We start from the raw sequence: 22,661 nt of genomic DNA, 5'->3' as shown, positions 1-22,661 counted from the left end.
GCGGCAATGGGGAGGAACGAAACATCATGATGGGTCCACAGCACGCGCTGTCCGGCGCGGCCACGTGGCTCGCGGGGTCCTGGGTGGCGGCCCAGTTCTTCGACTACCCGCAGTCGGCCACCACGATCGCCATCGGCGCCGCGGTGTGTGCGGGCGGCGCGCTGCTGCCCGACCTGGACATGTCCGGCAAGGTCACCAAGGGCCAGGGCGGTTCCACGGTGTCCCGCAGCTTCGGCGTGGCCTCGCTGTTCGTCGCCGAGGTGGTCGAGAAGATCTCGGTCGGCGTCTATACCGCGACCAAGCTGAGCAAGGACCCCGACCGGACCAACGGCCACCGCACGCTGACCCACACACTGCCGTTCGCGGCGCTGATGGGCTTCGGTGCGACCTGGCTGTGCACCCACTACGGCAAGTGGGCCGTGATGGGCATCCTGTTCTTCATGTTCGGCTTCGCGCTGCGCGGCCTGTTCGACAAGTGGGCCGACCGGGCCGGCTGGGTCATCGTCACGCTCACCTCGGCCGCGGCGGCGTACTTCGCCTACGAGTTCCTGCCGACGATCGAGCGCGGATACCCGATGATCGGCCTGGCGGTCGGTGTCGGCTGCGTCGTGCACCTGATGGGCGACATCATCACCCGCGCGGGCGTGCCGATCCTGTGGCCGATCCCGACCGGCCGCCGGATGTGGCGCATGATCGGCATGCCGGACACGTTCGCCATCGAGGCGGGCAGCAAGGTGGAGACCACCGTGCTGCGCTCGGTCTTCACCGTGATCTCACTGCTCGCCGGAGCGGGCCTGCTGGCCCCGGCCCTGCTCAAGCGGTTCGACATCGAGATCTGACCGCCGCCACCGCAGCCCCGTCCAGCCCGTGGACGGGGCTGCGATCGTTCGAGGGTGCCGCTTCACTTCGCGTCACCGTAGGAGTCGACCACGGCGACGGTGAGCGGGAAGCGCACCGGCGAGCCGCCGAACAGCAGCTCCCCCGTCGCCTGCCCGCCCGCCTCCAGCGCGGCCACCACCAGGTCGGCCTCCGCGGCGGGGCAGTGCACGATGACCTCGTCGTGCTGGAAGAAGACCAGCTCCGCGCGGGTGTCCCAGAGCCGCGCCCGCAGCGTGGCCAGCAGCGAGGCGGCCCACTCGGCGGCGGTGGCCTGGATGACGAAGTTGCGGGTGAACCGGCCCCGTGAGCGGCCCGAGGCGCCCTCGTCGGCCCAGGACGACTCCAGCGCCGACGGCGGGCAGGTCCGGCCCAGCCACGAGCGCACCAGCCCGCCGGTCTCCCCGGTGCGCGCGGCCGTCTCGACGTACGTCCAGGCCTTCGGGTAGCTGCCGCGCAGCGCCGCCAGCGCGGGCGCGGCGGCGCCGCCGGTCTGCCCGTACATCGCGCCGAGCAGGGCGAGCTTGGCCTTGGCCCGGTCGCCCTGGAAGGACTCGGCGGCCAGCGCCGCGTAGAGGTCGCCGGAGGCGGCGGCGCGGGCCAGCCCGGCGTCGCCGGACACGGCGGCCAGGATGCGCGGTTCGAGCTGGCCCGCGTCGGCCACGACCAGCCGCCAGCCGGGGTCGGCGCGGGCCGCGCCGCGCACCGCCTTCGGGATCTGCAGCGCTCCCCCGCCCCGGGTGGCCCAGCGGCCGGAGACCACGCCCGCGACCACGTACGCGGGCCGGAAACGCCCGTCGCGCACCCACTGCTCGCGCCAGCTCCAGCCGTGCGCGGTCCAGATGCGGTAGAGCTCCTTGTACTCCAGCAGCACCCCGATCACCGGGTGGTCGACCGCGCGCAGCGTCCAGGAGCGGGTGTTGGGCACGTCGATCCCGGCCCGGCGCAGCGCCCGGCGCAGCTCGGCGGGCGAGTCCGGGTGCAGGCCGGGTGCGTTCAGCAGCTCGGCGATGCGCGCGGACAGCTCGGCCAGCCGGCGCGGCGGGCCGCCCATCGGCGACGGCTCGCCGAGCAGCCCGACCAGGATCTCGTCGTGGGTGCGTGCCTGCCAGGGCAGGCCGGTGTGCCCCATCTCGACGGCGATCAGCGCGCTGGCCGACTCGGCCGCGACCAGCAGCCGCATCCGCTGCGGGTGCTCGACGGCGGCGATCCGGGCGAGCTGGTCACGGTACACCTCGACCAGCGCGTCCAGCGGCGCGACGCCGGCGGGCGGCCCGGCCGGGGCGGGCGTGTCGTCGAACAGGGTGCCCTGCCGGTCACCGGGCGGCTGGGCGGGGCGGGCCGCCTGGTCGGCGGGCACCGGCGCGCCCACCAGCCGGGCGTACGCGGCAGCCGCCGAGCGCGGCTCGCCGTAGCGGCCGGCGTACCCCAGCAGCAGCGCCTCGGCCAGCTCGGCGTCGTGGCAGCGGCGCACCCGCACCCCGCGCTCCAGCAGCGGCGGGTAGACGTGCTCGGTGGCGCCCCACAGCCAGCGCGGCCCGGCGCTCTCGCGCGCCGCGACGGCGGCGGCCAGGTCGGCCACCGGCTCGTCCGGCCCGGTGGGGTGGCCTGCGGCGTCCAGCGGGCGCAGCACCCCGCCGCCGCTGCCGTCCGCCACCACCGCGATCACCGTCACGCCGACCATTGTGCTGGTCGGGGCCGACATGCCGATTCCGCTCCGCCCGCGGAGGATGACGGCTATAAGGGACATATGACCGAGTCTGGACCGGTGTTCGATCGGATCGGCGCGACCTACAGCGAGGCGTTCGCCGACCGGCCGGGCCAGCTCGCCGCCGGCCGGTGGCTGATGGACCGCCTGGCCGGCCGGGAGAAGCCGCTGGTGCTCGACGTCGGCTGCGGCTCCGGCGAGCCCACCGCGCGCCAGCTCATCGACGGCGGCATGCACGTCGTCGGCATCGACACCTCACCGGTGATGCTGGAACTGGCCCGGCACACCGTGCCCGAGGCCATCTTCGTCGAGCGCGACCTGTTCGACCTGGACGGCCTGCACCCCACCCAGCAGCGCTTCGACGGCGTCGTCGCCTTCTTCTCGCTGCTCATGCTCCCCCGCCCCGACGTGGAGAAGGCCCTCGACGACATCCACCACGTGCTGGCCCACGACGGCTGTTTCGCCCTCGGCATGGTCGAAGGCGACACCGATCACCTGCTGCGCGACTTCCTCGGCACCCAGGTCCCGCTGACCGCGTACCCCCGCGAAGACCTGCGCCACCTGCTGAACCGCCACGGCTTCGTCGTCGAGGAGCTCAGGGCGGACCTCTGGGAACCCGCCCCGATCCCCACCGTCCCCACCACTCCCCAGACCCACCTCTACGCCTACTGCTCCGCCGCCCGCCCCGACTGAAAAGCGACGATCTTGCGTGAACTGTGGGTACGACACGCCCCTTCCGGGCATATCCCCAACAGTTCGCGCAAGATCTTCGCGATCTTGAGCAGGTCCGCGCGGGGCGGGGTTACTTCACCGCGCCGGCGGTGAGGCCGGACTGGATCTGGCGCTGGAAGATGGTGTACATGATGATCATTGGGATGATCGCGATGCTCAGGGCGGCGAACAGGGCGGGCCAGTCGGCCTGGTAGCCGGCCGAGGTGGAGATGCTGGCGATGCCCTGGGTGAGCAGCCAGCTGTCGCGGCCGTCGGTGCCGTCGGGCTGGGTGCCGCCGGGCAGCAGCGCCACAGGCAGCACGTACTGGTTCCACTGGCCGATGACGTTGAAGATGGTGATGCTGATCAGGCCGGGCTTGGCCATCGGCATCATCACCCGGAAGAACAGGCGGGTGTGCGACGCGCCGTCGATCATCGCCGCCTCCGCGACCGCGTTCGGCAGCGTCTTGAAGAACGCGGCCAGGAAGAACACGGTGAACGGCAGCGAGTACGCGATGTAGACCAGGATCAGCGCGGTGTGCGAGCCCAGCCCGAAGTTCGGGCCGAACAGCTTGCCCAGGTCCTGCACCACCAGGAACAGCGGGGTGAGGGTGAGGTACACCGGGAAGGCCAGGCCCGCGATGAACAGGAAGTAGATGAAGCGGTTGCCGACGAACTCGTAGCGCGCGAGCACGTACGCCGCCATCGCGCCCAGCAGCATGGTGCCCGCGGTGCCGAAGAACACCACGACCAGGCTGTTGAGGAAGTAGGTGCCGATCCTCGCCTCGGTCCAGGCGCGGGTGAACGAGCCGAAGCTCCACTCGCTCGGCAGCGCGAACGGGTTGCCGATGAAGATCTCGGTGTTGCTCTTGAACGCCGCGAGGAACGTGAAGACGAGCGGGTAGATGATCAGGATGGCCCACACCACGAGGGCGACGTGGGACAGCTTGTTCAGCACACCGGCTTCACGCTTGACGGTCTTTGTTGCCACGACAGTCCCCTCAGTGCTCGACCGCGTTGCGCTTGCCGCCCCGCAGGGAGAGCACAGCGAAGATGATGGTGAAGACGGCCAGCGCCACGCCCAGCGCCGACGCGTAGCCGTACTCCGAGTCGCGGATGCCGGTCTTGTAGATCTGCACCGGCAGCACGGTCGTCGCGCCGTCGGGGCCGCCCTCGTCGATGGAGAGCACCATGACCAGCGCGAACGCGTCCATGGCGATGATGCCCAGGTACACCCAGGCGACCTTGACCGTCTCCATGAGCAGCGGGATGGTGACCCGGAAGAAGATGGTGACCCGGCTCGCGCCGTCCATCACCGCCGCCTCGTAGATCTCCGCCGGGATGCTGGACATGCCCGCCGCGAACAGCACGACGTAGAAGCCGACCGCCTGCCAGACCAGCACGCCGAGGATGGACCACAGGCCCCACTCGGCCATCCACTGGACCGCGTCGATGCCGACCGTCTCCAGCAGGCGGTTGAGGATGCCGCTGCCGTCGGGCGCGTACACCCGGCCGAAGATCACGCCGACGATGACGACGGCCAGGACCTGGGGGAGGAAGAACACCACCCGGTAGAACTTCGACCCCCAGACCCCGGTCATCGTGCCGCCGCGGGTGCCCCCGCCCATGTTCAGCAGGAACGCGAAGAACAGGGCGAGGGCGATCGTGATCACCGGCAAGGTGACCAGCAGGAAGACGTGGTGCTTCGCCGCCAGCCATACCTTGTCGTCGTTGAGGAGCTTGGTGAAGTTCTCCCACCCGACGTAGTCGAAATTCGGGGACAGGCCGCTCCAGTTCGTCATGGACACCTGGACCGCCGCGGCGATCGGGCGCAGGACGAACATCGCGTACAACGCGAGTGGTGCGATCAGGAACCCGATGACGAACGGGTACTTACCTTGCCGCATGATCAATGACTCCGGCTTCGAGGGTTAGCGGGAGAACTTCTTCTCGGTCTTGTCGGCGGCGGCCTGCATCCGGGTGCAGAACTCGTCCGCGGTGCCACCCTGGAACATCAGCTTGTTGGTGGCGGCACGGCACTCGTCGTCGAGGTTCTTGTACCAGGCGTCCCAGCGGAAGCTGAAGTTGGCCGGACCGGCCGCGGTCAGCACCGTGTTGGCCGAGGACAGACCGGGCGAGAGGGTCAGCCCCTCGGCCGCGCCCTGCACGACGGTGAGCGACTTGGTGAGCTCGGTGAAGCCCTTCGCGCCCGCCTTCGACAGCATGTGACGCAGGTACTCCTTGCCGCCCTGGACGTTCTTGCCCTTGGACGCGACGAAGTACATCTCACCCGCGGCGGCGTAGAGGCCGGTCGCCGGCAGCTTGTCGGCGGTGGTGCCCGACGGGATCGCCATCACCTGGTAGTCGAAGCCCTCGGGGGTGTCCTTGGACTGCTCGTTCTCCAGCCAGGAACCCGACGGGTAGAAGCCCACCTTGTACTGGTTCTGCTGCAGCTGCACCTCGGTGTGCTTGAGGCCCAGGTGCGCCTTGTCGCCGTACTTGGCGCCGACCTCGGCCCACAGCTCGGCGGCCTTCTTGACGGCGTCGTTCGTCCAGGCGCCCTTCTCCAGGTTGTCGATCGCCTTGAGGACGTCCGGGCCGCCGATCTTCGCGGCGGTGGTCAGGATGACCAGGTACTGGTAGTAGGCCGCGTTGGCGCCCGCGTACGAGTACGGGGTGATGCCCTTGGCCTTCATCTTCTCCAGCAGCGCGGTGAAGTCCGCCCAGGTGGTCGGCGCGGTCCAGCCGTTGTCCTTGAACAGCTTGCCGGAGTACCACAGGCCGAACACCGTGTAGGCGTAGTTCAGCACGTACGGCTTGCCGTTGAAGGTGCCCTGCTCGATGGTGCCCGGGATCAGGGTCTCACCGACGGTCTTGCCGGGGATGTCCAGCGAAGCGGCGCCGAACAGGTCGGACAGGTCGGCCACCTGGCCGGCCTCGACGAGCTTGCCCTGGTCCATCAGCTTCGAGCCGGCGTTGTTGACCATGTCCGGCGGGGTGTTGCTGGCGAACCGCGGCTGCAGGGTGGTCGAGACCTCCTGCGTCGAGGAGAAGTTCACCTTCGACTCGGGGAACAGCTTCTGGTACGACGGCACGTGCACGTCGGTGGCGTACTTGGTGCCGAGACCGCCATCGAAGATCACAACCTCGACCGGGGCCTTCGTGTCGACGCCCAGCGGGTTTTCAGCGGACTTCGTGCCGGTCGCCTGAGCGGTGGGCTCTTCGCTGCCGCCGCCGACGCAGGCGGAGAGCAGGCCGGCGGCGGGGGTGGCGAGCAGGCCGACGGCCGCGGTCCGGCGCAGCACGCTGCGACGGCTCAGGGCCGACGGGCTGTCGGTGTGGTTGGACATCATTGTCTCCTCAGATTCGGGTCGCGAGGATCGTGACTCGAGGAAGTGGTGAGGCGGTGCAGGTGGCACCGGAACGTGGCTCGTCCCGGCACGCCGCCGCTCAGGCGGCGCACCAAGCGACTCCCCACGTTCCGCCGGAACGTGGCTCGTGCCGGCACGTCGCTCATGCGGCGCGCCAGGCGACTTCCCACGTTCCGCGCGGGGGGACCCGCGGCGGACCCGGCCGCACCGGGGATCGGTGCGGCACCACACCGGGCTCCGTTGCTCGGTGTGGTGTCGGCCCAGTGCTCGAACAGGTCGAGCACGGTCGGGGGCAGCACGGCGGCGGGGGCGGTCACGACTCGCCCTCCCGGCCCTGGCCGTTGCTGAAACGGTGCGCGTCCACCGCGCGGGCGGTGCGCTGGAACGCGGTGTGCGAACGGTCGTGGGTGCGCTGCGCGACCGCGATGTAGAGCAGGTCCAGCACCACCAACTGCGGGTGCCGCGCGGACAGCGCGTCCGGCCGGAACGAGGTGGCCTGGCTCGCGGTGAGCAGCACGATGTCGGCCAGCTCGGCCAGCGGCGAGCGCGGGAAGCCGGTCAGCGCGATGGTGATCGCGCCGTGCGAGCCGGCCTCGGCCAGCATCTCGACGGTCTCCCGGGTCTGCCCGGTGTGCGAGATGCCCAGCGCCACGTCGCCGGTGCGCAGCAGCGCGGCGCTGGCCAGGCCGTTGTGCACGTCGGGCCAGGTCCACGCGGCGATGCCGATGCGGTGCAGCGAGAACTGCATCTCGGCGCCGACCAGGGCGGAGCCGGACGCGCCGTAGATGTCGACGCGGTTGGCCGAGGCGATCGCGGCCGCGGCCCGCTCCACCTCGGCGAGGTCGAGCATGGCGGCGGTGTCCCGCATCGCCTGGGTGTCGGCCGCCATTATCTGGCCGAGTACGCGCTCCAGGGGGTCGCCCGGCTCGATGGCCCGGCCGATGTCCTCGGCCCAGCCCGCCGAGCGGGCCGCGCGGCCGGTCTCCCCGGCGATGGCCAGGCGCAGGTCGGCATAACCCTCGAAGCCCAGGGCGCGGCAGAAGCGGGTGATCGTGGCGGGCGAGGTGCCCGAGCGCTCGGCCAGCTCGACGATGGTGGCGCGGGCGGCGCCGGCCGGGTCGGTGAGCACCTGCTCGGCGACGCGCTGCAGGGCGCCGGTGAACTCGGGCAGCTGGGCGCGCACCCGGACCAGCACGCTGTCGGGACGGTCCAGGCCGAGCCGGGCGTGCGGGATCTCCACCCCGGCGGCCTGTGCCGCCGCGACTGGTTCCACGCGCTCCACCACTGTTTCTCCTACTGACCGGGTCCCGAACAGTTAACCGAAAGGAAGTTAACTGTTAGTGGTAAAAGTTCTTACTAGAGCCCCCCTCTTGTCAAGTCCGTGGGCGAATTTTTTAAACCGTTACCTGGCGATGCTGCCCGGCGCTTGCTCGAAACGGCCAGTGCGGGGAGCATGAATGCCGCTTAGGCCACACCAGCGCTGACCGTTTGGGGGAGGAACGAGCTGATATGCCGGACAAGTTGGTGCTGGGACTGGACATCGGCGGCACGAGCACCCGCGCCGTGCTGGCCGCCCCCGACGGGCACCGCCTCGGCACCGGACGGGCCGGTGGCGGCAACCCCACCACCCACGGCGCCGCCGCGCTGACCGAGCTGTCCGCCGCCGTCCGCGACGCGCTCGCCGACGTCGACCCCGGCGACGTCACCGGAGCCGTGCTCGGCATGGCCGGCTACACCAAGCTCGACGCCGACGCCGCCCTGCGCGACGCCTTCCACCAGGCCTGGGGCGCGACCGGCCTGCGCTGCGAGCCGCAGCTGGTCAGCGACGTGCTCGCGGCGTACGCGGCCGGCACCCCCGATCCCGACGGCACCGTCGTCGTCGCGGGCACCGGCGCGATCGCCGCGCGCGTACGCGGGCACCGGCTCGACCACGTCGCCGACGGCCACGGCTGGCTGCTCGGCGACCTCGGCTCCGGCTACTGGCTGGGCCGGGAGGCGGTCCGCGCCGCGCTGCGCGACCTCGACAAGGAGCGCGCCCCCAGCCCGCTGGCCGCGGGCGTGCTCACCGAGCTGCTCGGCACCGCCGAGCTCGCCCCGCGCCGCCGCGACACGGCCGCCGCGCTGGTCCAGGCCGTGGTGAAGGCGCCGCCGATCGCGCTGGCCCGGCTCGCCCCGCTGGTGCTCGGCTTCTACGACGCCGACGACCCGGCCGCGGTGGACCTGGTCCAGCGCGGGGCGGCGCACCTGGCCGACACCGTCGCCATGGTCCGCGAGCCCGGCGAGACCAGCGTCCTGGTACGCGGCGGCGGCCTGCTCACCAACGACACCCCGCTCGCCGCCGAGCTGTCCGCCGCGATCGCGGTGAGCTGGCCCGATACCGTGCTGCGCCCCGCCGGCGACGCCGCAGCCGCTGCCGCCTGGCTCGCCGCCCTCCCCTCCTCCCCCGACCCCGCCGCCCTCCACTCCGCACTCCTCGCCCCCACTGGTTTTTGATCGACGTTGGCCTATCTGGATGACTTTTTCGCGATCGGGCTCATCCAGATAGGCCAACGTCGATCGCAAAGCGGGGCGGTGCCGGGCGCCGCGACACGTAGGCCTCGCGGGGGCGGGCACAGTGGCGCCCGGTAACCTGCTCCGGTGCAGGTCTGCCAGTCCATGAGAGAGCCGGCGCGATGACGGACGTGAAGGTCGTCGCCGCGAGCGGCACCCGGTGCGGCACGTGTGCCGAGGCGCTGTACCTGACCGCGCAGGTCCCCCAGCCCCGGTCCAGCCGCACCCGGACCGTCGGGCTGTGCCCGCAGTGCGACGCCGGGCGCCCGGAGACGCAGGGGCTGCTGGCGTACTTCGCCGAGCACCAGCGGGTCCGTCCCGAGGACCTGCACCAGGTGCACGAGCTGGTCGGCCGCTGGCTGGAGGCGCTGACCGAGCGCGCCGACCGGGACGGCTCGCTCGCCGCCGACGTCGAGGCCTGGTGGGCCGCGCGAGCGGGCTGAATACGGTTGCCGGGCCCGTCCCGACGGGTTATGAAGCTCGTATGGTGACCTACCGCGCCGCGACCGCGGCCGACTTCGACGACGTCAACCGGCTCGTCCAGCGCTCGTTCCTCAGCGACGACGGGGGTCGGGAGTGGGACGAGGAGCGGGCCCTGTTCGAGCCGGAACGGGCCGTGCTCGCCGTCGACGACGACCGCGTCGTGGGCCACGTGGGCACGTACAGCCGCGAGCTGGCGGTGCCCGGCGGCGTCCTGCCGGCAGGCTTCGTCAACGCGGTCGTGGTCTCCGGCACGCACCGCCGCCGCGGCGTCGCCTCCACCATGCTCACCCGGCAGCTCGGCGAGATCCGCGACCGGGGCGAGGCGCTGGCCGTGCTCTGGGCCAGCGAGGGCAGCATCTACGGCCGGTACGGCTACGGCATGGCCAGCCGCCGGCTCAGTTTCGAGATCGACCGCCGCGAGGTGCGCATCGACGGCTCCCGGTTCGACAAGTCCCGCCTCGACGGGCTGTCCCTGCGGGCCGGGCCCGCCGCGGACTTCCGGGCCGACCTCATGCCGGTGTACGAGCGGCAGCTGCCGCACCGGCCCGGCTTCGCCTCCCGCGACTCCCGCTGGTGGGACTACCGGCTCGCCGACCAGGCCTGGCACCGTGACGGCGCCGGGCCGCTGCAGGCCGTGCTGTGCCGTGACGGCGACACGGTGCTCGGCTACGCCCTCTACCGGTTCCGGTCCCAGTGGTCCGCCGGCGGGCCCGACGGGCACGTCAGCGTCATGGAGACGGTGGCGACGACCCCGGCGGCGTACACGGCGCTGTGGGAGTTCCTGCTCAACGTGGACCTGACCCGCACCGTCGGGCTGTGGCTCGGCGCCGCCGACGAGCCGCTGCAGTATCTCGTCAACGACCTGCGCCGGCTCGGTATGCGCCTGGGCGACGGCCTGTGGGTGCGCCTGGTCGACGTGCCCGCCGCGCTGAGCGCCCGCCGGTACGCCGTGGACGTCGACGTGGTGCTGGAGGTGACCGACGGCCTGCTGCCCGGCAGTGGCGGCGTGTTCCGGCTGCGCGGCGGACGGGACGCCGCGACCTGCGTACCGGTCACCGACGCGCCCGACCTGCGACTGGACACCGCCACCCTGAGCGCGCTCTACCTCGGCGGCAACAGCCTCGGCGCGCTCGCCACCGCAGGCCGCGTCGACGAGCTGCGCCCCGGCGCCGTTGCCGCCACCGATCCCGCCTTCTCCTGGCCCCGCGCTCCCCACGCCATCGAGATCTTCTGACCCGACCCCGTTTTGCCATAGACGTTGGCCTATCCGGATAACTTCGATCATCAAAAAGTCATCCAGATAGGCCAACGTCTATTAAAAACACCGCTCGGCGCGGCACGGCGCGCAGGCGGGACGCGGGCGGGGCGGGGTGCGGGCGGGGCGGGGCGCTGCGCGGGCAGGGTGCCGCGGGTTCGTGGTGCATGGGTGCCGGCGTGTCGGGGTGGGCTGCCAAGATGGGGACATGCTGTTCGCGGGGATCGCGGCCACCTCGGCCGCCGTGGCGGCCGTCTCGGGTCGCAAGGCCAAGATCGAGCTGCTCGCGGCCGCGCTGCGTGAGCTGGCGGCGGGCGTTGACCCGGTCGAGATCGCGGCGGGCGCCGCGTACCTGAGCGGCGAGCTGCGCCAGCGCCAGATCGGGGTGGGGTATGCGGCACTGCGCGAGCTGCCCGCCCCGGCCGAGCAGGCCACCCTCGACGTGCGCGCGGTGGACGCGGCCCTGGAGTCGATGGGCCTGATCAGCGGCCAGGGCTCGCAGGCGCGGCGGCGGGAGGCGGTTGCGGCGCTCTACGGTGCGGCCACCGCGGGCGAGCAGCAGCTGCTCACCGGGCTGATCGGCGGCGAGCTGCGGCAGGGCGCCCAGGCGGGCCTGCTGGCCGACGCGATCGCGCAGGCCGCGACGGTGCCGGCGGCGGCCGTACGCCGGGCGCTGCTGCTGTCGGGCGACCTGAAGACGGTGGCCGTCACCGCGCTGACCGCCGGGGAGCCGGGGCTGTCGGCGCTGCGCCTGTCGGTCGGCACGGGGCTGGCGCCGATGCTGGCGCAGTCCGCGCCGGATCCGGAACAGGCGCTGGCAGCGACGGGGGTGCCCGCCGCGGTGGACGCGAAGCTCGACGGCATCCGGATCCAGGCGCATCGCGACGGTGACGACGTGGCGGTGTTCAGCCGCAGCCTGGACGATCTGACCGCGCGGGTGCCGGAGATCGTGACCGCGCTGCGCGCGCTGCCGGTGCGCTCGATCGTGCTGGACGGCGAGGCGCTGGCTGTGGACTCCGCGGGCCGGCCGCGCCCGTTCCAGGAGACCTCGGGCCGGGCCGCGCAGCGCGCCTCGGGGCTGCTCACGCCGTACTTCTTCGACCTGCTGCACCTGGACGGGACGGACTGGATCGACGAGCCGGGCACCGCGCGCTGGGCGGCGCTGGACGCCGTGCTGCCGCCCGCGATGCGGGTGGAGCGGACCCTGGCCGACTCGCCCGAGCAGGCCCGGGCGGCGTTCGCGGCGGCGCTGTCCGCCGGGCACGAGGGCGTGGTGGTGAAGGCGGCGGGCGCGGCGTACGAGGTGGGACGGCGCGGCGCGGGCTGGGTGAAGGTGAAGCCCCGGCACACGCTGGACCTGGTGATCCTGGCCGCGGAGTGGGGCAACGGGCGGCGCCGGGGCTGGCTGTCCAACCTGCACCTGGGCGCCCGCGACGGGCGGGGCGGCTTCGTGATGCTGGGCAAGACGTTCAAGGGGCTGACCGACGCGATGCTGCGCTGGCAGACCGAGCGGCTGCTGGCGCTGGCGACCGAGCGCGACCACTTCCAGGTGCGGGTGCGGCCCGAGCTGGTGGTGGAGATCGCGTTCGACGGGGTGCAGCGCAGCACCCGCTACCCGGGCGGGGTGACCCTGCGTTTCGCGCGGGTGCTGGGCTACCGCGAGGACAAGAGCGCCGCCGAGGCGGACACGCTGGACGCGGTCCGGGCCATCGGCGGCGTGGACGAGCAGGCGGGCTGAGCCGTGTCGGCGGTCCCCGCGGACCCGCGCCCGGACCGGGCGCGGCATCCCGCGGGACCGCCCCGGGTCACTGCTCCGGGATCATGATCCAGAGAACGATGTAGAGGATGAACTGGGGTCCCGGCAGCAGGCACGACAGCAGGAACAGCAGCCGTACCAACCAGGCCGGGAGCCCGAAGCGGTCGCCGAGCCCGGCGCACACGCCGGCGATCCAGCGTCCGTGGCGCGGCCGGTAAAGCCGCCGACCCGATGAGGCCATCTCCTCGTCAACTCCTCGATGACGGTGCGGCGTCTGTTCGCCGCGGCTGTCTTCGACGGTACGAAGCCGGCGCACGCCCGCCCTCGGTCCGCAGGCGGATCCGGGCGGGCGCGCGCCCGTACGGGCGTCCCCTATGGCGCGGATGTGCTACTTCATCTGGCCGGCGGTCAGGCCGGACTGCACCTGCCGCTGGAAGACCGCGTACACGATCAGCACCGGCAGCATGGCCAGGGTGAGGCCGGCGAACAGCCGGGAGTAGTCGCCGCGGTAGCCCTCGCTGATGGCGAGGCTGGCCAGGCCCTGGGCGAGCACCTGCTTCTCGTCGGAGGTGATCAGCACGACGGGTAGCAGGTACTGGTTCCAGTGACCGAGGAAGTTGAAGATGCCCACGCTGATCAGGCCGGGTTTGGCCATCGGCAGCATGACCCGGAAGAAGGTCCGGAACGGCCCGCAGCCGTCGATGTAGGCGGCTTCGGCGACGCTGTCGGGCAGCGTGCGGAAGAACGCGGTGAGAAAGAACACCGTGAACGGCAGCGAGTACGCCGTGTAGATGAGCATCAGGCCGGGCAGGCTGTCGCGCAGGCCGACCCCGCCGACGATCTTGAACAGCGGCACGAACGCCAGCACGACCGGGAACATCATGCCGCCGACGAACACGAAGTAGATCAGCCGGTTGCCCACGAACTTGTAGCGGGCCAGCGCGTACGCCGCGGTCGCGCCGAGCAGCATGGTCAGCGTCAGCGAGCCGGCCAGCACGATGCCGGTGTTGACGAAGTAGGTCCCGATGTTGGCGTGGGTCCAGGCGCGCGCGAAGTTCTCGAAGCGCAGCGCCCCCGGCAGCCCCCACGGGTCGTTGAGGATCTCGGCGTCGTCCTTGAACGAGCTGATGATCACCCACAGCAGCGGCACCGCCGTGAGCAGGCCCCACAGCAGCAGGAAGGCGTGCGAGAAGACGTTGAGCGTGCCGTCGAACAGCCGCCGCCCGCTCAGCCCGGTCTGCTCCGGGACGGCCGCGCCCTGCTTCTCCTGCGGGCGCGTGGCCACCTGCACCGTGCTCATGCCGCCACCTCGCCGCGCTCCGCGTCGGCACCAGCCGAGATCATGATTCGCTCGACGTGCTCGCTCATGACAGCTCGATCCTCTCGCGGCGGGTCAGGCGCAGGGACAGCACGGTCACCGACAGCGTCACGAAGAACATCACGACGCCGATGGCCGAGGCGTAGCCCCACTTGTAGTCGCCGAACGCCTCGGTGTAGAGCCGCAGGCCGACCACGTCGGTGCTGAAGTTCGGTCCGCCGCGGGTCATCACGTGGATCAGCGCGAAGCCGTCCAGCGCCAGGATGGCGAGGTAGACCCAGGCGACCTGGATGGTGTCCCAGAGCAGCGGCACGGTGATCTTCAGCAGGGTGGTGGTGCGGCTGGCCCCGTCGAGGGCGGCGGCCTCGTAGATGTCGCGCGGCACCGACTGCATGGCCGCGCCGAACAGCACCACGTAGAAGCCGACGTTGGCCCAGACCATCACGGCCAGCACGGCCCAGAAGGCGTACTTGGGGTCGCCGAGCCACACCTGGGCCAGGCCGTCCAGGCCCACCGCCCGCAGCGCGCCGTTGAGCAGGCCGCCGCGCGGGTTGTAGACCTCCATCCACAGCACGCCGACGATGGACACCGACAGCATCTGCGGAGCGAAGTAGATGATCTTGTAGAAGGCCGAGCCGCGCACGCCGGTCACCGCGCCGCGCCCGCCCCGGCCGCCCACGTTGAGCATGGTGGCCAGGAACAGCCCGAGCGCGATGGTGAGCAGCGGCAGCAGCACCAGCAGCCACAGGTTGTTGAGCAGCGCGTTCCAGACGTAGTCGTCCTTCACCAGGCGCTTGAAGTTGTCGATGCCGACGAAGTCGTACTTCGACGACAGGCCCTGCCAGTTCGTCGTCGCGATCAGGAAGGACTGGGCGTACGGGGACAGCACGAAGTAGCCGTACAGCGCCAGTGGCGGCAGCAGGAACGCTGCCAACAGCGGATACTTCCCGTGTCTCACGTCGGGCCCTCCCCTTCGAGTGCTCGTGGCAACGGCGTCCGCCACGCCCGTGGCGTGCGTGGCGGACGCCGGATCAGCGCGTCAGGCGCTGCGCTTGTACTTCTTGACGCTGGTGTCGGCCGCGATGAGGTCCGCGCCCTTCTGGCAGGCGGCCAGGAACTCCGCCGGCGTGGTGCGACCGGAGAAGAACTCGCCGCAGGCCGCGTCGACCAGCTCGCGCTCCAGCTTGCGGTAGTACACCGGGTAGATCCAGTTGAAGCCGTTGCTGCCCGAGGCGGCCAGCGCCTTGGTCACCGAGGTGAGGCCGAACGGCAGGGTGACGCCGTCCGCCGCGCCGGCGACCACGGACAGGCTGGAGACCTTGCCCGTGAAGTCCTTGGCGCCCTTCATCGACAGCATGTGCCGCATGAGCTCCATGCCGCCGCGCTCGTTCTTGGCCTTGGCCGGCACGATGAACGGCTCGCCCGCGGTGCCGCGCATGGCCTCGAACGGCAGCTTGTCGCTCGCGCCCAGGCTCGGCGTGGGGGCGATGGACATGTCGAAGCCGGCCGGGGTGACCGCCTTCTGCTCGCTCTCCAGCCAGGAGCCGCAGGAGATGAAGGCGGCCTTGCCGTTGCACCACTCGGTCTGCGACTGCTTGTGGTCCAGGCCCGGCGAGCCCTCGAGGATGTACTTGTCCTTGACGATCTGGTGCCAGGCCTCGGCGGCGGCCTTCATCGCGTCGGAGGTCCACGCGCCCGGCTCCAGGTTGTCGATCGCCATGGCGACCTGCGGCCCGCCGAACTTGATCGCGGTGGAGATCACCGGCCAGCTCATGTACCGCGGGTGCTTGCCCTGGTAGGTCCACGGCGCGATGCCCGCGGCCTTGATCTTCTTGCACAGGGCGATGTGCTCGTCCCAGGTCTTGGCGTACTCCCAGCCCTTGTCGGCGAACAGCTTGGTGGAGTACCAGATGCCGTACGCGGTGTAGGCGTAGTTGAGCACGTACATCTTGCCGTCGAAGCTGCCCGCCTCGACGGTGCCCGGCAGCAGGGTGTCGCGCACCTTCTTGCCCGGCACGTCCAGGCTCGGCGCGTCCAACAGCGGGGTCAGGTCGGCCAGGGCGCCCTGCTCCACCAGGCCGCCGAGCGGGATCTGCCCGGCGCCGGAGTTGTTCACGAAGTCCGGCGGGGTGCCGTCGACGAAGCGCGGCTGGAGCTCGGTGTTGATCTCCACGACCGCGTTGTGCTTGACCTCCGCCTTGGGGTAGGTCTCCTTGTACATCGCCTCGTGCGCCTTGGCGTAGTCCTCGCCGAAGCCGCCGTTGAAGATGACGATGTCGAGCGGGGCGTCATCCTTCACGCCGAGGGGGTTCTTGTCGCTCTTCTCGCCTTCGTACTTGCCGGTGGACTCACCGGGGTCCTCATCGCCGAGCGCGCAGCTGCTGAGCAGGCCTGCGGCCGGACCGGCGAGGACGCCCGCCGCGGCGGCACGCCGGAGGACGCTACGCCGAGTCAGGTCGGACTGTGCCATCACCACTCCTTGCCAGAGACGGTCTGGTATTTCCCTACAAGATTTGGCCGTGTTCTGAAGGATTCTTACGGCCGCCGTCGGCAAGAGGCAAGATGTCGCCGCAGAAACGTTACGCAGACTTTCTACAGAGCCCCCATAATTCGCCCGCAACCCTTCATGACCACGTTGTCAGCCGTTCACCCGCGCCCCGGCGGTGAAACTTTTCACCGGTGACGCGACCGGATCGCGGCACGATCTTCACGATGGCCTCCCAGCAGCGAGAACGTCAGCCCGAAGCCCGGCCACCATACATGAGGAAGGCTCCGGCCAGGCCGCTGTCGCGGCGCGGGCGGAGCCTTCCGGCGGGGTACGCGGACTCAGTGCTGGGTCGGGAAGCCCAGGTTGATGCCGCCGTGGCGGGGGTCGAGCCAGCGGCTGGTCACGACCTTGCCGCGGGTGAAGAAGTGCACGCCCTCGGCGCCGTGCGCGTGGGTGTCGCCGAACAGCGACGACTTCCAGCCGCCGAAGGAGTAGTACGCCATCGGCACCGGGATGGGCACGTTCACGCCGATCATGCCGACCTCCACCTCGTGCTGGAAGCGCCGGGCGGCGCCGCCGTCGTTGGTGAAGATCGCCGTGCCGTTGCCGTACGGGTTGCCGTTGACCAGCGCGAGCGCCTCGTCGTATGAGCCGGCCCGGACCACGCTGAGCACCGGGCCGAAGATCTCGTCCGTGTAGATCGACATCTGCGGCGTGACGTGGTCGAACAGCGTCGGGCCGAGGAAGAATCCCGCGCCGTCGGCGTCGGCCCGCACCGCGCGCCCGTCCACCACCAGGGTGGCCCCGGCCCGCTCGCCCGCGTCGACGTACCCCTTGACCTTGTCCCGGTGCACGCCGGTGACCAGCGGACCCATGTCGCAGCCGCGGCGGCCGTCGCCGGTGCGGATGCCCGCCACCCGCTCGCGGATCTTGCCGACCAGCTCGTCGCCGACCGGGTCGACCGCGACCACCACCGAGATCGCCATGCAGCGCTCCCCCGCCGAGCCGAATCCCGCGTTGACCGCCGCGTCCGCGGCCAGGTCGAGGTCGGCGTCGGGCAGCACCACCATGTGGTTCTTCGCCCCGCCCAGCGCCTGCACCCGTTTGCCGTGCGCGGTGCCGGTCTCGTAGACGTAGCGCGCGATCGGCGTCGAGCCGACGAACGACACCGCCTTGACCAGCGGATGCGTCAGCAGCCCGTCGACCGCCTCCTTGTCGCCGTGCACCACGTTGAGCACGCCGTCGGGCAGGCCCGCCTCGGCGAACCACGACGCCAGCAGCACCGACGCGCTCGGGTCCTTCTCGCTCGGCTTGAGCACCACCGCGTTGCCGCAGGCCACCGCGATCGGCACGAACCACAGCGGCACCATCGCCGGGAAGTTGAACGGCGAGATCACCGCGACCACGCCCAGCGGCTGGCGGATCGAGTACGAGTCGACCTCGGTGGAGACGTTCTCGCTGAAGAAGCCGCGCTGCGCGCTCGGGATGCCGCAGGCGTACTCGACCACCTCCAGGCCGCGCTGCACCTCGCCCGCGGCGTCGGACAGCACCTTGCCGTGCTCCGCGGTGATCGCCGCGGCCAGCTCGTCCCGCCGCTCGTGGATCAGCTGCCGGAAGGCGAACAGCACCGCCGTGCGCTTGGCCAGCGACGCGTCGCGCCAGGCCCGCGCCGCCCGGTCGGCGGCCCGCACCACCGCGTCGACGTCGGACGCCGACGCGAAGTCGACCATGGCGCTGACCCTGCCGGTGGCCGGGTCGAACACCTCGCCCTGGCGGGTCGCCCCGTGCTCCCACGGCTTGCCGTCGACGAAATGCGTGATGTATCCGAGTTCGTGGCTCATCGTTGCTCCTTGCCGTGCCCGGCCGCGCCGGGCGAGGTGGTTCTCCCGCTCACGCCTTCGTCGCCTGCTCGTACGCCCTGGTCAGGGCACCGGCCAGGATGTCCAGGCCCTCCTTGGCCTCCGCCTCGGTCAGCGTCAGCGGCGGGCCCATCCGGATCACGTTGCCGTGCAGGCCGCCCTTGCCCACCAGCAGCCCGTTGGCCTTGGTCTCCTCCAGCACGCGCAGCGCCAGCTCGGGCGCCGGGTCCAGGGTGCCGGGGCGGACCAGCTCCAGCGCCAGCATCAGGCCCTTGCCGCGCACCTCCGCCACGATCGGCGAGCCCAGCTCGCGCAGGCCGGCGTGCAGCAGACCGCCCACCCGCGCCGCGTTGGACTGCAGGTCGTGCGAGAGCACGTAGTCCAGCACCGCCTGGCCCGCCGAGGAGCTGACCGGGTTGCCGCCGAAGGTGTTGAACGAGATCGCGCCCAGGCAGTCCATCACCTCGGCGCGGGCCACGACGCCGCCCAGCGTGAAGCCGTTGCCGATGCCCTTGGCGAAGGTCAGCATGTCCGGCACCGCGTCGTGCGCCTGGTAGCCCCAGAAGTGCTCGCCGGTGCGGCCCCAGCCGGTCTGCACCTCGTCGGAGATCCAGAGGATGCCGTACTCGTCGAGCACCTCCTTGACCGCCTTGAAGTAGCCGTCGGGCGGCGCGACGAAGCCGCCGACGCCCTGGATCGGCTCGGCGATGAGGCAGGCCACGTCGCCCGCGGTGGTGGTCGCCAGCACCTCGCGCAGGTCGGCCACGGCGCGCGCGGTGTACTCGGCGTCGCTCAGGCCCGCGAACAGGCCGCGCAGCCGGTCGCCGGAGTGCAGGTAGCTGACGTTGACCGGGGACAGCGACGTCGCCGACCAGCTGCGCTGCCCGGTCACCGCGAGCGCGGCGAAGCTGCGGCCGTGGTAGCTGTTGCGCACCGCGAGGATCTGGTTGCTGCGCCGGAACTGGGTGGCCAGCAGCAGCGCGGTGTCGTTGGCCTCGGTGCCCGAGTTGGCCAGGAACACCTTCGCGTCCGGGATGCCGGACACCTTGGCGATCTTCTCGGCCAGCTCGACCTGCTTGCGGATCAGGTACAGCGTCGAGGAGTGGGCGATGCCCTTGTCGAGCTGGGCGCGCACCGCGTCGGAGATCTCGGGGATGTCGTAGCCGATCATCGTGGTGAGCACGCCGCCGAAGAAATCAAGGTACGTGCGGCCGGCCGCGTCGGTGACCCGGCAGCCCGCGCCGGACACCAGCTCGATCGGCTCGGCGTACAGCGGGTTGATCCAGTTGGGCATCACCGCACGGTGGCGGGCGAGCAGGTCGTCGGTGCTCATGGGTTAACACGTCCTTCGGCGGGCGGTATCGGCTGTGTCTCGGATCACCCTGGACGCTCCCAGCTGCGAGCAGCCCGGGCAAGCTACATCCTGCCAGCCCCGGATGCCCGCACCTGACAGGTCGTCAACCCGGCACGGCACGTGGCGGGCGGGCCGCCGAAGAATCGAAGGTCGCGGGTCAGCCCCGCAACGCGTCCCTAGCCAGCAGCGCCACGTGCAGCGACAGGCAGGCCTGCACCGAGTCCAGGTCCACTCCAAGAATGCGCTCGATCCGGGCCAGCCGCTCGTAGAAGGCCGGCCGGGACAGGTGCGCCGCGCCCGCCGCCGCCGCCTTGTTGCGCCCCTGTTCCAGGAACACCCGCAGGGTGGGCAGCAGCGCGTCGCGCGGATGCTCCGCGTCGTACGCCAGCAGCGCCCCCAGCTGCCGCTCCACGAACGTCTGCAGCCGCGGCTCGTCGCGCAGCAGGTGCAGCAGCCCGGCCAGGCCCACGTTGGGCAGCCGGTGCAGCGCCGGGCCGGCCGGGTCGTGCCGGGCCGCCTCGGCCACCTGGCGCGCCTCGACCAGCGAGCGCCGGGCCTCGCGCAGGCTGTCCACGCCCGAGCCGGCCGCGATCAGCAGCGTGTCGGCCCGCCCCCGGCGCAGCGCGGCGGCGAAGGACTCCAGCGCGGGCTCCTCCTCGCCGCGTACCGCCAGCAGGGCGCCCACCGCCCGGTCGTCGACCGCGCTGATCAGCGCGGTCTGCTTGGTCTCCCGGACCGCCTGCGACGCGGCGTCGGCCAGGTCGCGCAGCGCGGCCTGGGCCGCCTCGGTGCCCGCGACCAGGGACTCGTCCCGGTGCCGCACCACCACCCCGACCAGGCGGCGGCGTTCCAGCTGGATGCCCAGCGCGGCCGCCCGCAGCGCCACCTCGGACACCGGCAGGCTGTGGTCGAGCAGCGCGGACAGCAGCGTGCCGTGCAGTTGCCGCTCCAGCCCCTCGGCGTCACGCCGGATCAGCCGCCCCAGCGCCAGCGTGGAGGCGGCCCGTTCGAGCAGGATGACCAGCCGGGTCGGCGGTGGATGCTCCTCACCGAGCGCGCGCGGCCCGCTCGGCGCCGCCGACCCCACCGTGCCCGCATCGTCGGCGGGTTCGCCGAGGTCACCCGGCTCGGCCAGCGCGACGGCACGGGCCGCGCTGAAGTCCTGCGCGGTGCCCGAGGCGGGCCAGCGCAGCAGCAGGCGTCCCCAGTCCTGACCCCGCGCGCCCACCGGGGTGACCAGCCAGCCGGTGTCCGGGTCGTAGCCCGTGCGGCCCGACGTCGGCGGCGCCTTCACCCGGCGCGAGTGCTGCTCCCAGCCGTCCAGCAGCAGCTCCGCCCGGTCCCCGGCCGCGTCGAAGGCGAGCACCTGGCGGGCCAGGTTCTCCAGCACCACCGGGCAGCCCGCGAGCTGCGCCGCCTGGTGGACCACCTCGGCGGGCTCGGCGCCCTCGACGCTCAGCTCGGTGAACCGCTGGTGGATCTCCTCGGTGGCGCGCAGCTCGGCCAGCTGCGCATCCACGATCAGCGAGTGCACCGCCTCGGTGATGCGGACGAACGGCGTGGGCCGCCGCAGCTCGATCAGCGGCATGCCGGCCTTCTGCGCCGCGGCCGCCATCACCCGCGGCACGCTCGCCGTGTACCGCCGCCCCAGCTCCACGACCAGCCCGGCCACGCCCACCTCGGCCAGGTCGTTGACGAACGCGCGTACACCCGCGTCGTCGGCGGGCAGCCCGATGCCGGTGGTCAGCACCAGCTCGCCGCCGCGCAGCAGCGTCGCGATGTCGGGCACCTCGGCCGAGTGCACCCAGCGCACCGGCCGGTCCAGCCCCGACTCCCCCGCGACCAGGCGCGGCGCGCCGACCCGCACCGGGTCGAGCGCGATCACCTCGCGCACCGTCGGGAACACCGCGGCCGTCACCGCGACCCCACCTGCGCGGTCCGCATTCCGGCAGCCCCTCCTCGTCGAACGGCACCCCGTGATCGACTCCAGCGTACGGCCCGGCCGGCCTGCCGCCGGAGTCCCTGCCGGCCCCGGGAAATCCCTAGGGCCGCGGCGCGGGTGCGGCCGCTTCCCGACATCGCGCTCATCCGCGCCGGTTCAGCTCCAACAATGCGAGCCATGAAAATGCGTCACGTTCTGACGGCGTTCGTTTCCGCCGTCCTGTTCACCCTGCTCACCCCCGCCAGCCCCGCGCTGGCCCTCGACGACAACCTGACCTGCGTCGACTTCCGCACCAGGTCCTTCACCGAGGGGTACGAGACCACCATCATCGGCTACTGCGCCCGCTGGCACTGGACGCCGCCCGAGACCGTCTACCCGGAGAGCGGTGACCGGCCCGAGCAGCCCGGCGGGCCCGGCGGCGGCGTGGAGGCGCCCGGCCGGCGCGGCGACGTCGACTGCTACCAGGCGCGCAAGCAGCTGGCGGAGCTGGACCGGCAGTACGAGCAGCTGTTCCTCGACTGGCAGGTGCGGCTCGGCGACCTGATGAAGGCCGAGGAGGCGTACAAGCCCCAGCAGGCGGCCACCGAGGCGGCCCGCCAGGCCTGGCTCAAGAAGCGTGCCACCGCCCGGACCTGGCTCAACATGTACCTCAAGCGCAGCGGCCTGCCGGTGCAGACCTACACCAACATCAAGGGCGTGGAGGTCCCCAAGGACCCCCAGGACTACACCGACATCGATCTGAACAAGCCCTACTCCTGGCTGCTGATCGACGCCATCGCCGACGAGCGGGCGGCCAACGAGGCCTACGTGGCTGAGCAGCGCAAGGGCTTCCCGCTGCTCAACGCGGTCATAGCCGCGCAGGAGGCGCTGGACCACGCCTTCGAGATGGTCACCGCCCACACCGAGGAGCGGGCCCTGATCCAGGGCTACATCGACGCCAACTGCTGACCCGGCCGGGCCCTGTCCCGCCGCCCGGGCGGCGGGACAGGG

19 protein-coding genes are annotated in these 22,661 nt (G+C 71.7%); 7 read left to right on the top strand and 12 right to left on the bottom strand.

Going from position 1 to position 22,661, the window contains the following annotated elements; translation table 11 throughout:
• The first annotated feature begins 26 nt into the window (after window positions 1-26).
• The gene (locus tag AB0J67_RS21980; RefSeq protein WP_363485266.1) at window positions 27-839 is read left to right on the top strand and encodes a metal-dependent hydrolase; all 813 of its coding nucleotides are present in this window, start codon (window positions 27-29) and stop codon (window positions 837-839) included.
• A 62-nt stretch (window positions 840-901) separates the two neighbouring features.
• Here AB0J67_RS21980 and AB0J67_RS21975 read toward each other — a convergent pair whose 3' ends face one another.
• Window positions 902-2,551 (bottom strand): bifunctional 3'-5' exonuclease/DNA polymerase, encoded by a 1,650-nt coding sequence (locus tag AB0J67_RS21975; protein WP_363485265.1) that lies wholly within the window; start codon window positions 2,549-2,551, stop codon window positions 902-904.
• A gap of 75 nt (window positions 2,552-2,626) precedes the next feature.
• Between AB0J67_RS21975 and AB0J67_RS21970 the strand changes: the two genes are divergently transcribed.
• Window positions 2,627-3,277, top strand: coding sequence for a class I SAM-dependent methyltransferase (locus AB0J67_RS21970; RefSeq protein ID WP_363485264.1), 651 nt, complete (start codon window positions 2,627-2,629; stop codon window positions 3,275-3,277).
• Window positions 3,278-3,386: 109 nt separating this feature from the next.
• Here the strand turns inward: AB0J67_RS21970 and AB0J67_RS21965 are convergent, their stop codons facing one another.
• The 4 genes from AB0J67_RS21965 to AB0J67_RS21950 form a co-directional block, all read right to left on the bottom strand.
• A complete protein-coding gene (locus AB0J67_RS21965; RefSeq protein ID WP_363485263.1) occupies window positions 3,387-4,286 on the bottom strand; it encodes a carbohydrate ABC transporter permease in 900 nt (299 codons plus the stop codon).
• A 10-nt stretch (window positions 4,287-4,296) separates the two neighbouring features.
• Window positions 4,297-5,202, bottom strand: coding sequence for a sugar ABC transporter permease (locus AB0J67_RS21960; protein ID WP_363485262.1), 906 nt, complete (start codon window positions 5,200-5,202; stop codon window positions 4,297-4,299).
• A gap of 24 nt (window positions 5,203-5,226) precedes the next feature.
• Window positions 5,227-6,645, bottom strand: coding sequence for an N-acetylglucosamine/diacetylchitobiose ABC transporter substrate-binding protein (ngcE, locus tag AB0J67_RS21955; RefSeq protein WP_363485261.1), 1,419 nt, complete (start codon window positions 6,643-6,645; stop codon window positions 5,227-5,229).
• Between the two features lie 334 nt (window positions 6,646-6,979).
• Entirely contained in the window at window positions 6,980-7,906 is a 927-nt protein-coding gene (locus AB0J67_RS21950; RefSeq protein ID WP_363485276.1) for a MurR/RpiR family transcriptional regulator, read from the bottom strand.
• Window positions 7,907-8,175: 269 nt separating this feature from the next.
• On the opposite strand from AB0J67_RS21950, the gene AB0J67_RS21945 reads away from it, so the two are divergent.
• The 4 genes from AB0J67_RS21945 (at window position 8,176) to AB0J67_RS21930 (ending at window position 12,692) form a co-directional block, all read left to right on the top strand.
• Window positions 8,176-9,159: a BadF/BadG/BcrA/BcrD ATPase family protein gene (locus AB0J67_RS21945; protein WP_363485260.1), complete on the top strand. Its 984-nt coding sequence runs from the start codon at window positions 8,176-8,178 to the stop codon at window positions 9,157-9,159.
• A 179-nt stretch (window positions 9,160-9,338) separates the two neighbouring features.
• Window positions 9,339-9,659, top strand: coding sequence for a DUF6300 family protein (locus tag AB0J67_RS21940; protein ID WP_363485259.1), 321 nt, complete (start codon window positions 9,339-9,341; stop codon window positions 9,657-9,659).
• A gap of 41 nt (window positions 9,660-9,700) precedes the next feature.
• Window positions 9,701-10,933, top strand: a complete 1,233-nt coding sequence (locus AB0J67_RS21935; RefSeq protein WP_363485258.1) for a GNAT family N-acetyltransferase — start codon at window positions 9,701-9,703, stop codon at window positions 10,931-10,933.
• Between the two features lie 229 nt (window positions 10,934-11,162).
• Entirely contained in the window at window positions 11,163-12,692 is a 1,530-nt protein-coding gene (locus tag AB0J67_RS21930; RefSeq protein ID WP_363485257.1) for an ATP-dependent DNA ligase, read from the top strand.
• A 67-nt stretch (window positions 12,693-12,759) separates the two neighbouring features.
• Here AB0J67_RS21930 and AB0J67_RS21925 read toward each other — a convergent pair whose 3' ends face one another.
• The 7 genes from AB0J67_RS21925 to AB0J67_RS21895 all read right to left on the bottom strand — a co-directional run bounded on the left by AB0J67_RS21925 (window position 12,760) and on the right by AB0J67_RS21895 (window position 21,635).
• Window positions 12,760-12,951: a PspC domain-containing protein gene (locus AB0J67_RS21925; RefSeq protein WP_363485256.1), complete on the bottom strand. Its 192-nt coding sequence runs from the start codon at window positions 12,949-12,951 to the stop codon at window positions 12,760-12,762.
• A 147-nt stretch (window positions 12,952-13,098) separates the two neighbouring features.
• On the bottom strand, window positions 13,099-14,010 hold the full coding sequence (locus AB0J67_RS21920) for a carbohydrate ABC transporter permease (protein WP_363485255.1): 912 nt from the start codon (window positions 14,008-14,010) through the stop codon (window positions 13,099-13,101).
• Window positions 14,011-14,074: 64 nt separating this feature from the next.
• Window positions 14,075-14,986 (bottom strand): sugar ABC transporter permease, encoded by a 912-nt coding sequence (locus AB0J67_RS21915; protein WP_363485254.1) that lies wholly within the window; start codon window positions 14,984-14,986, stop codon window positions 14,075-14,077.
• Between the two features lie 81 nt (window positions 14,987-15,067).
• On the bottom strand, window positions 15,068-16,498 hold the full coding sequence (ngcE, locus tag AB0J67_RS21910) for an N-acetylglucosamine/diacetylchitobiose ABC transporter substrate-binding protein (RefSeq protein WP_363485253.1): 1,431 nt from the start codon (window positions 16,496-16,498) through the stop codon (window positions 15,068-15,070).
• Window positions 16,499-16,854: 356 nt separating this feature from the next.
• Window positions 16,855-18,357, bottom strand: a complete 1,503-nt coding sequence (locus AB0J67_RS21905; protein WP_363485252.1) for a CoA-acylating methylmalonate-semialdehyde dehydrogenase — start codon at window positions 18,355-18,357, stop codon at window positions 16,855-16,857.
• Window positions 18,358-18,406: 49 nt separating this feature from the next.
• Window positions 18,407-19,708, bottom strand: coding sequence for an aspartate aminotransferase family protein (locus tag AB0J67_RS21900; protein WP_363485251.1), 1,302 nt, complete (start codon window positions 19,706-19,708; stop codon window positions 18,407-18,409).
• A 178-nt stretch (window positions 19,709-19,886) separates the two neighbouring features.
• Window positions 19,887-21,635, bottom strand: a complete 1,749-nt coding sequence (locus tag AB0J67_RS21895; RefSeq protein ID WP_363485275.1) for a PucR family transcriptional regulator — start codon at window positions 21,633-21,635, stop codon at window positions 19,887-19,889.
• Window positions 21,636-21,854: 219 nt separating this feature from the next.
• On the opposite strand from AB0J67_RS21895, the gene AB0J67_RS21890 reads away from it, so the two are divergent.
• Window positions 21,855-22,619, top strand: a complete 765-nt coding sequence (locus tag AB0J67_RS21890) for a hypothetical protein (protein WP_363485250.1) — start codon at window positions 21,855-21,857, stop codon at window positions 22,617-22,619.
• The last annotated feature ends 42 nt before the right edge of the window (window positions 22,620-22,661 follow it).

It is taken from the genome of Catellatospora sp. NPDC049609 (assembly GCF_040675365.1).
Taxonomy (GTDB): domain Bacteria; phylum Actinomycetota; class Actinomycetes; order Mycobacteriales; family Micromonosporaceae; genus Catellatospora.
The sequence above is the reverse complement of the archived record's forward strand: the minus strand, read 5'-3'. Positions and strand labels throughout refer to the sequence as shown.

Coding starts and splice junctions, on each gene's coding strand:
- AB0J67_RS21925 (WP_363485256.1), bottom strand. CDS start 12,951: ATGGCCTCATCGGGTCGGCGGCTTTACCGGCCGCGCCACGGACGCTGG.
- AB0J67_RS21935 (WP_363485258.1), top strand. CDS start 9,701: ATGGTGACCTACCGCGCCGCGACCGCGGCCGACTTCGACGACGTCAAC.
- AB0J67_RS21980 (WP_363485266.1), top strand. CDS start 27: ATGATGGGTCCACAGCACGCGCTGTCCGGCGCGGCCACGTGGCTCGCG.
- AB0J67_RS21945 (WP_363485260.1), top strand. CDS start 8,176: ATGCCGGACAAGTTGGTGCTGGGACTGGACATCGGCGGCACGAGCACC.
- AB0J67_RS21920 (WP_363485255.1), bottom strand. CDS start 14,010: ATGAGCACGGTGCAGGTGGCCACGCGCCCGCAGGAGAAGCAGGGCGCG.
- AB0J67_RS21930 (WP_363485257.1), top strand. CDS start 11,163: ATGCTGTTCGCGGGGATCGCGGCCACCTCGGCCGCCGTGGCGGCCGTC.
- AB0J67_RS21900 (WP_363485251.1), bottom strand. CDS start 19,708: ATGAGCACCGACGACCTGCTCGCCCGCCACCGTGCGGTGATGCCCAAC.
- ngcE (WP_363485261.1), bottom strand. CDS start 6,645: ATGTCCAACCACACCGACAGCCCGTCGGCCCTGAGCCGTCGCAGCGTG.
- AB0J67_RS21960 (WP_363485262.1), bottom strand. CDS start 5,202: ATGCGGCAAGGTAAGTACCCGTTCGTCATCGGGTTCCTGATCGCACCA.
- AB0J67_RS21890 (WP_363485250.1), top strand. CDS start 21,855: ATGCGTCACGTTCTGACGGCGTTCGTTTCCGCCGTCCTGTTCACCCTG.
- AB0J67_RS21905 (WP_363485252.1), bottom strand. CDS start 18,357: ATGAGCCACGAACTCGGATACATCACGCATTTCGTCGACGGCAAGCCG.
- AB0J67_RS21940 (WP_363485259.1), top strand. CDS start 9,339: ATGACGGACGTGAAGGTCGTCGCCGCGAGCGGCACCCGGTGCGGCACG.
- AB0J67_RS21970 (WP_363485264.1), top strand. CDS start 2,627: ATGACCGAGTCTGGACCGGTGTTCGATCGGATCGGCGCGACCTACAGC.
- ngcE (WP_363485253.1), bottom strand. CDS start 16,498: ATGGCACAGTCCGACCTGACTCGGCGTAGCGTCCTCCGGCGTGCCGCC.